The organism is Polaromonas sp. CG_23.6 (assembly GCF_029892315.1).
Taxonomy (GTDB): domain Bacteria; phylum Pseudomonadota; class Gammaproteobacteria; order Burkholderiales; family Burkholderiaceae_C; genus Polaromonas.
The window spans coordinates 1,541,454-1,555,631 of the sequence record NZ_JARXUY010000001.1 but is presented as its reverse complement, the minus strand read 5'-3'; the positions used below and the strand labels follow the sequence as shown (position 1 = coordinate 1,555,631).

General features: G+C 60.0%; 15 protein-coding genes. 6 read left to right on the top strand and 9 right to left on the bottom strand.

The features are described from left to right. Position 1 precedes the first annotated feature (1 nt). From cheY to H4V98_RS07345, 8 genes are all read right to left on the bottom strand, one after another. Positions 2–400 carry a chemotaxis response regulator CheY gene (cheY, locus tag H4V98_RS07380; protein ID WP_196861626.1) on the bottom strand — a complete coding sequence of 133 codons (399 nt, stop codon included), beginning with the start codon at positions 398–400 and terminating at the stop codon, positions 2–4. Positions 401–480: 80 nt separating this feature from the next. Continuing rightward, entirely contained in the window at positions 481–1,566 is a 1,086-nt protein-coding gene (locus H4V98_RS07375; RefSeq protein WP_196861625.1) for a chemotaxis response regulator protein-glutamate methylesterase, read from the bottom strand. Next, complete coding sequence (gene cheD / locus H4V98_RS07370; RefSeq protein WP_196861624.1) at positions 1,563–2,222, bottom strand: chemoreceptor glutamine deamidase CheD; 660 nt, start codon at positions 2,220–2,222, stop codon at positions 1,563–1,565. The genes H4V98_RS07375 and cheD overlap by 4 nt, the downstream gene beginning before the upstream one ends. Next, positions 2,219–3,088 (bottom strand): CheR family methyltransferase, encoded by an 870-nt coding sequence (locus H4V98_RS07365; RefSeq protein ID WP_196861623.1) that lies wholly within the window; start codon positions 3,086–3,088, stop codon positions 2,219–2,221. Before H4V98_RS07365 ends, cheD begins: the two co-directional genes overlap by 4 nt. A gap of 173 nt (positions 3,089–3,261) precedes the next feature. Next, entirely contained in the window at positions 3,262–4,461 is a 1,200-nt protein-coding gene (locus H4V98_RS07360; RefSeq protein ID WP_280757378.1) for an HDOD domain-containing protein, read from the bottom strand. Between the two features lie 297 nt (positions 4,462–4,758). Beyond that, positions 4,759–5,934, bottom strand: a complete 1,176-nt coding sequence (locus H4V98_RS07355) for an AI-2E family transporter (protein ID WP_196861621.1) — start codon at positions 5,932–5,934, stop codon at positions 4,759–4,761. Positions 5,935–6,150: 216 nt separating this feature from the next. Next, a complete protein-coding gene (locus tag H4V98_RS07350; RefSeq protein ID WP_280757843.1) occupies positions 6,151–6,885 on the bottom strand; it encodes a LytTR family DNA-binding domain-containing protein in 735 nt (244 codons plus the stop codon). Between the two features lie 5 nt (positions 6,886–6,890). Next, positions 6,891–7,958 carry a histidine kinase gene (locus tag H4V98_RS07345; protein ID WP_196861620.1) on the bottom strand — a complete coding sequence of 356 codons (1,068 nt, stop codon included), beginning with the start codon at positions 7,956–7,958 and terminating at the stop codon, positions 6,891–6,893. A gap of 203 nt (positions 7,959–8,161) precedes the next feature. Here H4V98_RS07345 and argH point away from each other — a divergent pair, with 203 nt between their 5' ends. From argH to H4V98_RS07325, 4 genes are all read left to right on the top strand, one after another. After that, a complete protein-coding gene (gene argH / locus H4V98_RS07340; RefSeq protein ID WP_196861619.1) occupies positions 8,162–9,571 on the top strand; it encodes an argininosuccinate lyase in 1,410 nt (469 codons plus the stop codon). An 85-nt stretch (positions 9,572–9,656) separates the two neighbouring features. Next, positions 9,657–10,466: a dihydrodipicolinate reductase C-terminal domain-containing protein gene (locus H4V98_RS07335; RefSeq protein WP_196861618.1), complete on the top strand. Its 810-nt coding sequence runs from the start codon at positions 9,657–9,659 to the stop codon at positions 10,464–10,466. A gap of 19 nt (positions 10,467–10,485) precedes the next feature. Further along, the gene (locus tag H4V98_RS07330; RefSeq protein ID WP_196861617.1) at positions 10,486–10,827 is read left to right on the top strand and encodes a hypothetical protein; all 342 of its coding nucleotides are present in this window, start codon (positions 10,486–10,488) and stop codon (positions 10,825–10,827) included. A 268-nt stretch (positions 10,828–11,095) separates the two neighbouring features. Next, on the top strand, positions 11,096–11,608 hold the full coding sequence (locus tag H4V98_RS07325; protein ID WP_348535220.1) for an HPP family protein: 513 nt from the start codon (positions 11,096–11,098) through the stop codon (positions 11,606–11,608). A 62-nt stretch (positions 11,609–11,670) separates the two neighbouring features. Here H4V98_RS07325 and H4V98_RS07320 read toward each other — a convergent pair whose 3' ends face one another. Then, entirely contained in the window at positions 11,671–11,865 is a 195-nt protein-coding gene (locus H4V98_RS07320) for a hypothetical protein (RefSeq protein WP_280757377.1), read from the bottom strand. A 291-nt stretch (positions 11,866–12,156) separates the two neighbouring features. On the opposite strand from H4V98_RS07320, the gene H4V98_RS07315 reads away from it, so the two are divergent. Beyond that, complete coding sequence (locus H4V98_RS07315) at positions 12,157–12,666, top strand: hypothetical protein (RefSeq protein WP_196861615.1); 510 nt, start codon at positions 12,157–12,159, stop codon at positions 12,664–12,666. After that, on the top strand, positions 12,663–14,120 hold the full coding sequence (locus H4V98_RS07310; RefSeq protein ID WP_280757376.1) for an ATP-binding protein: 1,458 nt from the start codon (positions 12,663–12,665) through the stop codon (positions 14,118–14,120). The genes H4V98_RS07315 and H4V98_RS07310 overlap by 4 nt, the downstream gene beginning before the upstream one ends. Positions 14,121–14,178: the final 58 nt, after the last annotated feature.

The following is a 14,178-nucleotide window of genomic DNA, read 5'->3' as shown; positions in this document are numbered from 1 at the left end:
TTCAAGCACTCTCTTTCGCAATTTTTTCAAATATCTTGGTGATCTTTTCTTCCAGCGTGACCGCAGTAAAAGGTTTCACCACATAGCCGTTGGCGCCCGACTGGGCCGCGGCAATGATGTTTTCCTTTTTCGCTTCAGCCGTGACCATCAGCACCGGCAATTTGGCCATCGAGGGATCCGCCCGAATGGCCTGCAGCATGGCCAGGCCATCCATGTTGGGCATGTTCCAGTCGGACACCACGAATCCGTAATTGCCGGCCCTGAGCTTTTCAAGGCCGACAGCGCCGTCTTCCGCCTCATCGACATTGACAAACTCAAGCTCTTTGAGCAGGTTGCGAATGATCCGGCGCATGGTCGGAAAATCGTCCACGACCAGGATCTTTATGCTTTTATCTACCACTTTCGCTCCAAAAATTTAAACATCACGACAGGCTGGCTGCAGAAAATTTTTTCGCACCCAAGCCGATTCCCATCACTTTCCTAGACCCGATTGGCCTGCTGGCCGAAAGACCGCAGGTGGACCATAAGGCGCTGGCTCATGTCCTGCAGAGGCACGACCTCCTGGGCCGCCCCCAAGGCAATCGCTTCACGCGGCATGCCAAAAACCACACAACTGGCTTCGTCCTGAGCCAGCGTGTAGGCCCCGGCCTGGCGCATCCGCAGCAGGCCTTCGGCCCCGTCGCGCCCCATGCCGGTCAGAATCACGCCCACGGCATTTTTCCCCGCATGCCTTGCAGCCGAATCAAACAGCACATCAACCGACGGCCGATGCCGGTTGACCGGCGGTTCAAGGTCCACCTTCGCGACGTAATTGGCGCCGCTGCGGGTCAGCGACAAATGGAATCCGCCGGGCGCGATATAGGCATGGCCTGGCAAAATTCGTTCCCCCTGCACGGCTTCCGAGACAGCGATGCGGCACAAGCCGTTCAGTCGTTCTGCAAACGAATGGGTAAACCCGGCCGGCATGTGCTGCGCAATCAGGATGCCGGGGCAATCCGGCGGCAGGGGCTGCAGCACCTCCCGGATGGCTTCGGTGCCGCCGGTGGAAGCGCCAATGATGATGAGCTTTTCGGTGCTCAGCAAGGGGCTGCGCAGCAGCGGCACATCGGCAGCAGTGCCCGCTCCGCCGACCGCAGCCGCGCGCCTTGCAGGCAGCAGCCTGGCGGCGGCGGCGGTGCGGATTTTGCCGGTGATCAGTTCGGTGTAGGACAGCAGTCCATCGCGAATGCCCAGGCGCGGCTTGGTGACGAAGTCGATTGCGCCCAGTTCCAGGGCGCGCAGCGCCGCCTCGGAACCGCGCTCCGTCAGCGACGACACCATGACCACCGGCATCGGGCGCAGGCGCATCAGCCTTTCCAGGAATTCCAGCCCGTCCATGCGCGGCATTTCCACGTCCAGCGTCATGACATCCGGGTTGTGCTGCTTGACCAGGTCGCGGGCAATCAGCGGGTCAGAGGCAGTGGCCACCACCTCCATGTCGGGCTGGCTGTTGATGATCTCGGTCATCAAATTGCGGATCAATGCCGAATCGTCCACGCACAGCACCCTGATTTTCTTGTCCGTCATGGCGTCCAGCCTGTTGTGTTGTCGAATGTGCGCATTGGCTTGGATGCCAGCCTGTCGCCCCGGCACGTTGACTGCTGATTCAGCAACACGCTGGCAAGGGCCTGCTCCTCGCGCTGCACCAGCAGGGCATCGTCCTGCAGTCGCAGTTTTCGCACCGTCACCCGGCCTGACAATGGGAAAAAGTTGATGCGGCGCGGCAGCTTTCCGCGCAAGTCCTGCGCGGCGATGCGGATGCGCTCGGCCATCAGGTAGCGAAGCACGAAGTCGGCATTGCGCTCGCCAATGTTGAGCAGCGTCATGCTGGCCAGTACGGCGCCGCCGCCAAACACCTTGGCTTCCAGGCGCTCGCGCCGGGCGCCGGCCCGGATCACTTCACCAAGCAGCACCTGCATCGCATGCACGCCATAACGCATGGCGGCGGCCGCATCGAAAACCAGCGGGTCCGCCGCGTCGGGCAACATGAAGTGGTTCATGCCGCCGATGCCCGAGACACTGTCGCGCAGGCAGGCCGACACGCACGAACCGAGCACCGTCGTCAGCACCATGTCGTCGGCCGTGACGTAGTACTCGCCTGGCAGCAGCTTGACCGCCGCCAGGCCGAATTCACGGTCGAAATAATGCCGGCTCGCCAGCGGCTCTGCTTCCGCCGTGATCATGCGGCGCCCCTCGGCCCGCTGCCGGCCAGGCCATAGACGGTCTGTCCGCGCAGCCGCAACGCATGCTGGGCAAAAGTGAAGTTCTCTGAATGCCCGGCAAACAGCAAGGCCTGGGGTTTCATCAGGGGGACAAATCGCTGCAGGATTTTTTCCTGCGTCGGCTTGTCAAAATAGATCATCACGTTGCGGCAGAAAATGGCGTCGAACAACCCCTTGAGCGGCCATTTCGGATCGAGCAGGTTGAGCTTCGAAAACTTCACCATGGCCGCCACTTCCGGCCGTATCCGCACCTTGCCGGCATGCACGCCAGACCCTTTAAGAAAAAACCGCTTCAGGCGCTCGGGTGACAGCTTGCCGGCCTGCTCCATTGTGAAAATGCCTTCCACCGCCTTGGCCAGCACCTGCGTGTCGATGTCCGTGGCCACCACGCTGCAGGCGCTGGCGCGACTTCCAAGCGTTTCGATCAGCGTCATGGCAATTGAATAAGGCTCTTCGCCGGTCGATGCAGCCGAGCACCAGACCGTGACTGGCTGCTGGCACTGGCGGACATGCTCGGCAAGCAGCGGGAAATGGTGCGCCTCGCGAAAAAATGCGGTCAGGTTGGTGGTGAGCGCATTGGTGAACAGCTCCCACTCCTGGCGGTGCGGGTCGGCCTCCAGGAAACCCAGGTAGGCCGAGAACTCGCGCATCCCCAGCTCGCGCAGGCGCCGCGACAGCCGGCTGTACACCATCTGCCGCTTTTGCCCGCTCAGGGAAATGCCGGCGCGCTGGTGGATCAGCAGGCGAATCCGGGCAAAGTCCGTGTCGGTCAACAAAAAGTCGGGGCCTGCCGGAGAAAGCGCAGCAGTGTGGGGGGGTGAATACATTGCAGGCTTGTGGGGTCAAGGGCTCAATAAGCATTGCAAATTGGAGTCAGGCAATGAACAGGGACCAATGTACCCAGCAACGCTCGCCGGCGATGCCCCGAAAAGCATGCCAAACAGCACCTTCCTCTGCGCATGGAGCCGCGATCAGGCTTTCACCCAGCCGGGCCAGGCGGTCAAAGGTTGAGGTCCTGCGCCCACACTATGGCCGACCCATGTGCCTTGTTCACCTGCGAAGCCGTCATGAACAAAGCATCGGCAAGCGCAGGCGCCGAGCCGCTTTCGTCCTCGCAGGCTTCTGCCAGCGCCAGCAAAGGGCCGTAGATGTCACCACGGTGAAGCAAGGCCTGGACAATCGCGCCGGGCATGGACACCTGCTGCATCAGCTGGGGCATCGGTATTCCCAGCAACTGGTCCAACAATGAAAAAAGCCCCACGACAAACAGGTTTCCCGCTTCGCTTGCAGGCAGCAGGCCCTTGCCCAGCAGCTCGACGAATCGCCCCCGCACAATCGCCGTCTGCAGCAGCACCGGCGAAAACCCTGCTGTGCTGGTGGATGCCAGCAGCAGTGCCAGCCAGCGGTACAACGGCAGATAGCCGAGCATCGTGATGGCGTGCCGCAGCGATTCGACTTCCATCTGAAGGCCAAAGCCTGCGCTATTGATGTAGCGAAGCAGCTGGTAGGAAAGTATTGCGTCGCGCTGGAGAACCTTTTCCATTTCGCGGATGTCGGCGTATTCCTGGACCATCTTTATCAACTGCAGGATAAGTACCGTCTGCGGTCCCATGTGGGAAATTCGCGGCAGGTTGCGCGGCAATACACACAGATTTCCAAAAAACCCCGCCAAGCCAAGCGCTGCGCAGGCGTCGAACGCGTCCCAGTCCGCCATCTTGCTGACAAGCAGTTCCAGCGCAGGCTGGGCAAGCGCTGCCAGGCTGGCAATTCTCGCCAGGTCAGGATTCGCCAGATCGGCCACGACATACGTCATCAGCGAAAGCAGGCCGTCTCTTTCATCAAACAGCGTCACGTCCGGATGGCACAGCGCCAGTCCAAAGCCCTGCGCATGCAGCGATATCGCCAGCTCGATGCCTTCCGGGCAGGCCAGCTCGGCCTGCTTGAACATCAGGACCGTCTCAGCCGGATTGAGTGGCTGCAGGTCATCGGCAGACAAGGCCGCCACCTGGATTTCTATGAAAAACAGGCCAGAGCCGGCCCGGCGGGGAAACTGCGCCGCCAGCGCCAGCAGCTGCTTTGTCTGGTCTGGCCGCGTCTGGCCCGCACTGGCGTCAGCGTCCTGCCATGACAGCTGGTAGCCCCGGACACACTGGGCCGCATCGGTCAGGGGCGCTCGGAAAAGATAGTTGTCAGGGTTCATGGGCTGAGGTTCGTGAGTATCCGGGATTGAACGATCAATTGTTCAGCTGCTACCCATCGGGTGGCGTTCCAGCCTCTAGACGATTCGGACGCAGGGCGTGAAGAGAACGGCTTCGAGCGTCAGGCTTCAATGCAAAAAGACAGCAGCGCTCAGGATGGGAAGGTTGCATTGCACCATTGTGCCGCAGGCCCCATGGGCGGGAGGCGTTGAACAGGCGCTTGATCAGTCCTTTGTTTCAAGGATTCAAACGGACCGGGCGCAAGCGGGATGATCGCGCCCTGCCCTTGCCCATAGGTTTCAGGAGCCCAGGAATTCGCCAATGGGTTTGAGGTCTTCCACCCGGTCGCATACCGACTTGACGATCATCAGGATCGGGATTCCGAGCAACAGGCCCCACACGCCCCAGAGCCAGCCCCAGGCCAGCAGTCCCATGAATACAGCGACCGGGCTGAGCCGGCTGGCACGGCTGGTCAGCCAGGGCGTGAGCAGATTGCCCACCAGCGTGTGGATCACGATCGAAGTGCCGCCCACTGCCATCGCCATGTTGATCGAGCCGAACTGCAGGAAAGCGACCAGAGCCGAGGCGGCCGCGGTGACCAGCGAGCCGATGTAGGGCACCAGGTTGAGCACGCACGCGACCACACCCCAGACAGCGGCATTGTCCAGCCCCAGGGTCAACAGCGCGCCTGCAGTCAGCACGCCGACCAGCAGGCTGGTCAGCAACTGCACCTGCAGGTAGCGCTGGATCTGCCCGGCAATCTCGTGTAGCGCCTGCAACGTGATTTTTTTCTTGCTCAGGCTGGGCCCGGCGAGCTTGACCAGCTTGCGCCGAAAAGTGTCGCCTGAAAGCATCAAAAAATAGGTCAAGAACACCACCACCGCGATTTGTCCGATCAGGGCCAGCAGGCCGATGGTGCCGGTCCACAGGTAGTCCTTGATGTTAAAGCGTGGCGCCTCGATCACCACCCGGGTTGCGCCCCGGTTGGGACCGGTGACGGCGGCACTTTCCCGGGTGGCCTGCTCGATCTGGGCGGCCGCTTTCTGCACCGTTTCCAGCGGGCTGTTCGATTTTCCGCTGTCCGACCTGAGCGCACGCCCGAGCTTTTGCGCCGCCGCCGGCAAGGCTTCGATCAGCTGCGTGGCTTCAAGCCGCAGCAGGTAAGCGCCAGAGCCCATGGCCCCCAAAATTCCCAGCAACAGCACGGCCGAGCTCAGCCAGCGCGGCACGCGCCTGTTTTCCATCCAGTTGATCAGCGGCGAAAAGGCGTAGCTGAAGAGCACGCTGAGCATGATCGGGATCAACACGACCCTCGCCCACTGGAGCACAAAAAGACCAGCCAGGATCACCAGGAGCACCAGCGACATATTTCGCACATCGACGGGCATTTGCAAAACAAATCGTTCCGGCTCGGGAAATTCCGTGAGATGGGGTTCAGCGACGACTGGCTCGTCTGCCATGGTTTCTTCGGCCATTTGTCATCCTCGTTAGGGTTGAGTGCTTGCGCCCGGCAATCTGTCAGACAGAGCAGGATGGGCGGGCGAGTTGAAGTATTGCACCCGAAAACCTGCAAATACACCATAGGACGCCTTCCGCAAACTGCGGTATCCGCAGGCGTAACCGGCTGTCAGCTCCTGCTGCAATCCGACCGGGAAGCAGCCTCTTTCTGCGGCTTAGAGGCACCCACAGAATCAGTCGGCAATGGCGTCCCTGACGGCGCCAAGCTGGCGGCGCGACACGGTGAGTAATTCATCCAGACCGTTGAGCCGCACAGCCCAGCCCTCGCCTTCTTCGGGATCAAAATGCTTTTCCAAAGCGCGCACAGCGCGTCTGGCAATCAGCGCATTGCGATGAATCCGCATGAACCGGCTGCCATAACGCGCTTCCAGTTCGCTGAGCGAGCCATCCAGTATGTAGCTGCGCCCGAGGGTACGCACGGTGATGTACTTCAGCTCGGCCTTGAAATAAAGCACCTCCGACAGCGGCACGCGCTCGGTCCGGCCCCGGTCCTGAATGATCAGGCTTTCTTCAGCCTTTTCGGGCTCTTGCGCTTGCCTGGCTTGCACAAGGCGCTCTATTTTTTGTAGCGACTGCTGCAGACGCTCCAGCCGCACCGGCTTGGTCAGGTAGTCCACCGCGTCCAGCTCGAAGGCCTGTACCGCATGCTCGGCATGCGCGGTGACAAAGACCACGGCCGGCGGCTGGGGCAAGGCGGCCAGCAGGCCGGCAAGCCCCATGCCGTCCATCCCCGGCATACGGATGTCAAGCAGCACGGCATCGAACGGCTGGCGCTGCAGCGCGCTCATGGCCTGCACCGTGTCGGCGGCCTCGGCGGCCACCACGGCGCAAGGCGCAGTGCAGTCGCCCAGCAAGGTGCGCAGGCGCGATCTGGCCAGTGCCTCGTCATCGACCAGCAGGATATTCAAAGCCCTCACAGCGGCACTTCCAGCCTGACCTGAAACAGGCCGTCCTTGAACGCGGTCTTGAACTGCGCCTGCACATCGTGCAGCAAAAACAGGCGCTCGCGCACATTCGCCAGCGCCAGGCCGTGTCCCGGCTGACTGCCGCTGCCAGGTACCGAGTTGGTTACTTTGATAACCACGGCACCGCCGCGACTGCGTGTGGAAATTATCAGTTGCGCGCCGCTGGCGCTGGGCTCCACGCCATGCCGCACGGCGTTTTCCACCAGGGGCTGCAGCAGCAAAGGCGGCAGTCGGGCCGCGTTGGCGCCGGGGTCGAGGTTCCATTGCACGCGCAGCCTGCTGCCAAAGCGGACCTGCTCAATGTCAAGGTAACGCTGCGCCAGCGCGATTTCATGTGCCAGCGTGACCGACTCCGCCGGGTCGGCCAGCGCGCTGCGAAACAGCTCGCTCAAGTCTTCCAGCACCGCTTCGGCCCTGGCCGGCTCGGCACGCACCAGCGCAATCGCGCTGTTCAGCGTATTGAACAAAAAATGTGGCCGGATGCGCGACTGCAATTCGGCCAGCCGGGCCGCCGTGGCCGCAGGGGTTCTGGCCTTGGCACGCCAGAACAGCCCTGCCAGCACCATGGCCGACAGCAGCGTGCCGGCAACCCCGCTGGCCCACCATGGCGCCATGGGCAGCATGCCCATCATCCACAGCAGTCCGCAGGCATAAATCCCTGCGACCGCACCCAGGCCGGTGCCGGCCAGCCACTGCCCAGGAACTTGTAAACGGTTGAGTCGGCCTTTGAAAACGCACACCGCGATCAGCCAGGCCAGCGTGGCGGGCAATACACCGCCGGTCAGCAGCGAAAACCACAGCAGCCAGTCCAGTGGGTTGGAGGTGACAAACATTGCGCCCACACCGGCGAATGCCTGCACCAAAAGGACGACCCGCAGCACGACACCCACATGGCAGGCGTCAAACAGGCTGGCGCGTGGCGTAAAAGGCGAGTCAGCCTGCAGCGAATCGGACCGTGCCAAACCGCCATGCAGCGTGGAATCGTCAAAGTTCTGTAGGGGGGTGGTCGGTGTCATCGAAAGAAAGCAGGGGTTGTGGTTCTTCAGTCCGGGGTGATTTTCAGGCCTTCAGGCACATAGATAAAATTGACACGATGAGTATTGCACTGGCCAGGGCCTTACGGCTGCTGCACTGAACACTATTTAAGCGTCCCCAGCCAATTGCTCCCACACCGTGCTCGTTTCAATCCGCCCGAGCCTGCCCATCCAAGAAAGCCCGCATGAATCAATTCGACAAAAAATCCCAAGCCTGGTCAGCCCTGTTTTCAGAACCCATGAGCGATCTGGTCAAGCGCTACACCTCCAGCGTATTTTTTGACAAGCGGCTGTGGCAAGCCGACATCGCCGGCTCGCTAGCGCATGCCGACATGCTGGCCGCACAAGGCATCATCGCCCCGGCCGACCACACAGCGATCCAGAACGGCATGGCGCAGATCACCGCCGAGATCGAATCCGGCGCGTTTGAATGGAAGCTGGACCTGGAAGACGTTCACCTGAACATCGAGGCGCGCCTGACCCAGCTGGTCGGCGACCCCGGCAAGCGCCTGCACACCGGTCGTTCGCGCAACGACCAGGTCGCCACCGACGTGCGCCTGTGGCTGCGCGGCGAGATCGACCTGATCGGCGGCTTGCTGGTGGACCTGCAAAAGGCACTGGTCGAGATTGCCGACAAAAACGTCGAAGTCATTTTGCCCGGTTTCACGCACCTGCAAGTCGCCCAGCCGGTCAGCTTTGGCCACCATATGCTGGCTTATGTCGAAATGTTCAGCCGCGACGCCGAACGCATGGGTGAGGTGCGCCGCCGCGTGAACCGCCTGCCGCTGGGCGCTGCTGCACTGGCTGGCACCAGCTACCCGCTGGACCGCGAACGCGTCGCCACCACGCTGGGCATGGTCGACGAACAAGGCCAGCCGCAGGTCTGCCAGAACAGTCTGGACGCCGTGAGCGACCGCGACTTTGCGATTGAGTTCACGGCAGCCGCTTCTCTGGCGATGGTGCACATCAGCCGCTTCAGCGAAGAGCTGATTCTCTGGATGAGCCAGAACTTCAGCTTCATTCACATTGCCGACCGCTTCACCACTGGCTCGTCGATCATGCCGCAGAAGAAAAACCCCGACGTGCCCGAACTGGCGCGTGGCAAGACCGGCCGGGTCGTTGGTCACCTGATGGGCCTGATCACCCTGATGAAGGGCCAGCCCCTGGCCTACAACAAAGACAACCAGGAAGACAAGGAGCCGCTGTTTGACACGGTGGACACGCTCAAAGACACGCTGCGCATCTTTGCCGAGATGGTTGGCGGCATCACCGTCAAGCCCGAAGCGATGGAACGCGCCGCCCTGCGCGGCTACGCCACCGCCACCGACCTGGCCGACTACCTGACGAAAAAGGGCCTGCCGTTTCGCGACGCCCACGAAACCGTCGCCCATGCCGTCAAGGCTGCGACGGCGCACCAGGTCGACCTGTCAGAACTGCCGCTGGCCGTGCTGCAAGAGTTCAACCCGTCGATTGAAAAAGACGTGTATGACGTGCTCAGCCTGCGCGGTTCGTTGAACGCGAGGAACATTTTGGGTGGCACGGCGCCAGAGCAGGTACGCGCGCAGATTGCGCGGCACCGGGCGCGGCTGGGTTAAGCGCGCGCATTACTGGAATCAGCAGTGGGTCGTTGCTGGTGTTTTACGCCGGACAGGTGCAACCGCCTCACATAAAGGGAACGGCATGAGAGTAGGAATTATTGGCTTTGGAAAAACAGGACGTGCTGTTGCCTCGGTGTTGCTGGAGTCGCATCAGACGGTGCTGCAATGGGTGGTGCGCCGCTCCCGGCGTCTGGAGCACCGTTCGGTGCCCGAATTTCTGGGCATCGAATCCACAGAAACGCAGCCCGGCCTGATTTATTCCAAGGACGAGTATTCCATCGACGAGATTCTGGACCTGTATCCGGTGGATGTCATCGTTGATTTTTCATCAGAAGACGGCCTGAATTACTACGGTGATTCCGCCGCCAAACGGGGCATCACAATCGTCAGCGCCGTGTCGCAATACCCGCAGGAACAGTTGCAAAAACTCAAGCAACTGGCGCAGCAAACCGTTGTCATGCATTCACCCAACATCACGCTGGGGATTAATTTCATGATGATTGCGGCCAAAATTCTGAAGAATATCGCCCCGTACACCGACATTGAAATCATTGAAGAGCATTTCAAGGGTAAACCCGAAATTTCAGGCACCGCAAAAATTCTTGCCCACGAACTCGGCTTGCCCGAAGAAAACATCAAGACCGTGCGTGCTGGCGGCATTGTCGGCGTCCATGAAATCCTGTTTGGGTTTCCCTACCAAACCGTGCGCCTGAAGCACGAGTCGATTACCCGCGAGGCCTTTGGCAATGGCATCTTGTTCGCCATTCAAAACCTTCAGGAAAAACCCAGAGGCTTCTACACCATGGAAAATTTGCTGCTTCCGTATTTCAAGCTGCAAGACAGCGTGGAAGACATCATCAACACCGACCACAAGCTTTTGGACCAGGTTTGAGTTTTGTCAGCACTGCCCCATGAGCCCACCTGCCACCCCCGACGCACGCTACTTCGTCGTTCGCGGCCGGCTGTGGCGGGCCACCAATCCCGCCCTGCCCGAAGCGGTGCGCAGCGCACTGGTGCAACAACTCATGAACGCCCGGCGCGCGGTGAAAACGGCGCTTGGCACCCAGGATGCCAACGAGCTTGCACAAGCCCGGGCCGAAGTCGATGCCGCAAAAATCGCGCTGGGCGAGCGCGGCACGGTCTGGTGGACGGATGGCGCCACGGATTTCAACCGGCATCTGGCCAAAAATACGCCCTATGCCGGGTGGTATCAAAGCCTGGACGATTCCAAAAACAAGAATCAGCGCCCATGAATCTGCCGTGCCCCGACGGGTTCAAAGCTTTGTTAAAACCTGAGTGGTAGCGCGGCTTCTTGCCGGCGTGAACCCGAATCAACAACCGCGAGCAGCTGCGGATCGTGGCGGGATCGCTTTTCGGTATTCTCCTGACCGGGCTGCTGTGCTTTTATTTTGGTTCCGATTCCGTGGCGCAGAAGCTTCCCTGGCTGGTCGCACCGCTGGGGGCCAGCGCCGTACTGGTGTTTGCTGTGCCTGCCGGACCGATGTCGCAGCCTGGCCGGTGGTGGGTGGCAACACCGTGTCGGTGCTGGTGGGCATTTCCGGCGTGCACGGCATGCACCCGCTGGGCTCTCCCGAGTTGGCCGCTGCACTGGCCGTGGCCACGGCCAGTGGCATGATGCTGGCGATGCGCTGCCTGCATCCGCCCGGCGGTGCCAGGGCGCTGATGATGGTGCTGGGGAGAATCGGTGATCCGGCGTTTGCGCTGTACCCGGTATTGCTGAACTGCCTGTTGCTGGTGCTGGCCGGCATTGGCTACACCAATGCCACGCGCCGGCCCTATACGCACCGCCAGCTGAAACCTGCCGCAGCGCCCACGTCTCAGACTGGCCAGATCATGACGCGCAACGTGCAGGTGGCGAGTATGGAGCGTTACCTCGTGGAACTGCCGCCGCTGTTTGGCAGCACAGGCCATCACCACCTTCCCATCATTGGCGAGGGTGAGCGCCTGGTCGGCATGATTACCCAATCCGACCTGGTACCAGCGCTGGGAAAGGCTGCCGACCCTGCCGCATAAGCCGGCCGGGCGCACCCAGGCCACAACGCTGGTCTTTTTTACGCTCGGCCCGAACATTGCCATCAATCAAGGTTTTCCACTGTGTCAAGGCATTGCTCTTGTTTCTGGCTCTGTTCTAAACAATCTGGGATCGGCGGCAAGCTCATGCACGGATGCTCCGCCATGCTGATGAGGGTCAACATCGACACTGAATGAATGCTGCCTCCAGGCTGATTTCTGATCGGCTGCCTGAAACCATTCAAAAGCCATGCGTTCATGGATCATTCAGGGTTGTAGTGGACATTCGGCAAACCAAAGCTGTTGCTAAATTAATGGCAACCCGCTATTCGATGAAGACAATCGCCTGTGCGTAATGCAATGCTCAAATTACATTTGTACACAATAAAATGCAGCAACAAGACTATTTATTTAGCTGGATATCAATAGATATTTATTTGAAATATCACAGTCTGATACATTGATTGAACAATAGCCAGCGCGTACTTTGTAACTTGTTTCTCTCCCCAACCCACCCGTTTTAGTCACAACGCAAATAGCCAGGAATGACCATGTTTTTAAACCCGAATCGCCGGTTATGTCTGCTGGGCACCGCAGCCTTTTTACTCTCAGGCCAATCCCATGCGCTGGACACGCCCAAAGGAAAGGTTGTTTTGTCCCTCAGCGGCAATATCGGGCAAAAAAATCCCGGTGACCCGACTGACTTCGACATGGAGATGCTGACGGCGTTGCCCCAGCACAGTTTCACAACGCTGACCCCCTGGTACCCAGAGAAGAAAAAATTTACCGGGCCCTTGCTGCGCGACGTGCTGGCGGCTGTTGGCGCCAAGGGTGAAACCATCAAGGCCATATCGTTGAACAATTACAAGGTTGAGGTCCCGGTTGCCGATACACAGCAGTTCCCGGTGATTCTGGCGCGCCTGATGGATGACAAGCCCATGGCAATACGAGACAAGGGGCCGCTGTTCATCGTTTACCCGTATGACACCGACACAGCGCTTCACACGACACTCTATTACAAACGCTCCGCCTGGCAAGTTCGCTCTATAGAAGTGCAGTGAACACACCGGCCCGGCATTCCTTGTGGCGTTCCGTGTCATCGGGCCGCTGGACACTGGCGGTGACGACCGTACTGGTGGCGGTGTTTGTGGCGGTCGGCTGGATACAGATACGTCAGAGCCAGCGCATCGACAGCACGATTGCCTACAACGAAGAAAATGTTTCGTGGATTTTTTTCCAGCTTGAATACGAGTATCTGACGCTTCGCGACAGCCTGCGCCAGGCAAAGCGCTACCCCGAAGGCATCGATTCCCAAGCGCTTCGCGAGGGCTATGAAATTTTCGTCAGCCGCGTCTTGCTGGTGCAGTCCATGCAGCTCGCCAGCCCGGACGTGCCACTGCCAGACCGTCCGCACACTTCGGAACTGATCACGCAATTCATCGGGCACGCCGATCCTTTCCTTTCAGAAAATTCGCCGTCTGACCTGAGTACGGATGTGATCGCCAAACTGTCGAGTCAGATAGAGTCGCTTGGAACCCCCATTCACGACCTGTCCTTGCTCACCATCGAGATGGTCGGAAAAAATGTTCGCACCCGCAATGCTGCAGCGCGTGAGCAGGTTCACATCAGCATTGCGCTGAACATTTTTCAGGGCCTGCTGACGCTGGCCTTTGCGGTCATGCTGATTCGCCAGGTTCGATCACTTGAAAAGCGCAGCCATGAACTGGGGCGGGCGAAAGACGAAATTCTTTTGCTCAACAGCGAGTTGGAAGACCGGGTACACCAGCGCACTCTCCAGCTTGAAGCCGCAAACCAGGCGCTGGAGGCGTTCTCCTATTCGGTGTCACACGACCTTCGCGCACCTTTGAAAACGATTGACGGATTCAGCCATTTGCTGGAGCGGGCGGTTGCCGACAAGGCGGGCGAAAAAGGAAAGCATTACATGGACCGGATCCGCTCCGGCGTGCGGCATATGGGTGAACTGATCGATGGCCTGCTGGCACTGGCCCAGTTGTGGCGCGATACGCTGCAATTAAGCGAAGTTGATATGAGCACCATGGCCAGGCGCATCGCGCAGGAGTGCCAGGAACGCGAGCCGCATCGCCAGGCGCAAATATGCATTCAGGACACGATGGTGGCCACGGGTGACCGGCGCCTTTTGGGGGTGGTGATGCAAAACTTGCTGAACAATGCCTGGAAATTCACGTCCAAGCATGAGCTGACCCACATTGAGGTCGGCAGCACGGCAAGCGCAGACAACGAAACCGTTTATTTCGTCAAGGACAACGGCGCCGGCTTTGACATGGCTTATGCCGAGAAACTTTTTGGCACCTTTGAGCGACTGCACTCACCTTCGGATTTTGCAGGAACCGGCATTGGCCTGGCCACCGTGAAACGAGTCATTGACCGACACGGCGGCCGTGTCTGGGCTGAAGGCAAGGTAAATGACGGTGCCATGTTCTGTTTCACGCTGGCTGATGCCAGAGCCATCACACCCGGTCAAGTTTTGCGCTAGGGTTTTGGCACCATGGCAGTGGTGTCAGCCGCGCAGCAGCACCGTAAATGGCTTGCCC

Coding starts and splice junctions, on each gene's coding strand:
- H4V98_RS07315 (WP_196861615.1), top strand. CDS start 12,157: ATGTTTTTAAACCCGAATCGCCGGTTATGTCTGCTGGGCACCGCAGCC.
- argH (WP_196861619.1), top strand. CDS start 8,162: ATGAATCAATTCGACAAAAAATCCCAAGCCTGGTCAGCCCTGTTTTCA.
- H4V98_RS07360 (WP_280757378.1), bottom strand. CDS start 4,461: ATGAACCCTGACAACTATCTTTTCCGAGCGCCCCTGACCGATGCGGCC.
- H4V98_RS07355 (WP_196861621.1), bottom strand. CDS start 5,934: ATGGCCGAAGAAACCATGGCAGACGAGCCAGTCGTCGCTGAACCCCAT.
- H4V98_RS07335 (WP_196861618.1), top strand. CDS start 9,657: ATGAGAGTAGGAATTATTGGCTTTGGAAAAACAGGACGTGCTGTTGCC.
- cheD (WP_196861624.1), bottom strand. CDS start 2,222: ATGATCACGGCGGAAGCAGAGCCGCTGGCGAGCCGGCATTATTTCGAC.
- H4V98_RS07345 (WP_196861620.1), bottom strand. CDS start 7,958: ATGACACCGACCACCCCCCTACAGAACTTTGACGATTCCACGCTGCAT.
- H4V98_RS07330 (WP_196861617.1), top strand. CDS start 10,486: ATGAGCCCACCTGCCACCCCCGACGCACGCTACTTCGTCGTTCGCGGC.
- H4V98_RS07375 (WP_196861625.1), bottom strand. CDS start 1,566: ATGACGGACAAGAAAATCAGGGTGCTGTGCGTGGACGATTCGGCATTG.
- H4V98_RS07320 (WP_280757377.1), bottom strand. CDS start 11,865: ATGAACGCATGGCTTTTGAATGGTTTCAGGCAGCCGATCAGAAATCAG.
- H4V98_RS07365 (WP_196861623.1), bottom strand. CDS start 3,088: ATGTATTCACCCCCCCACACTGCTGCGCTTTCTCCGGCAGGCCCCGAC.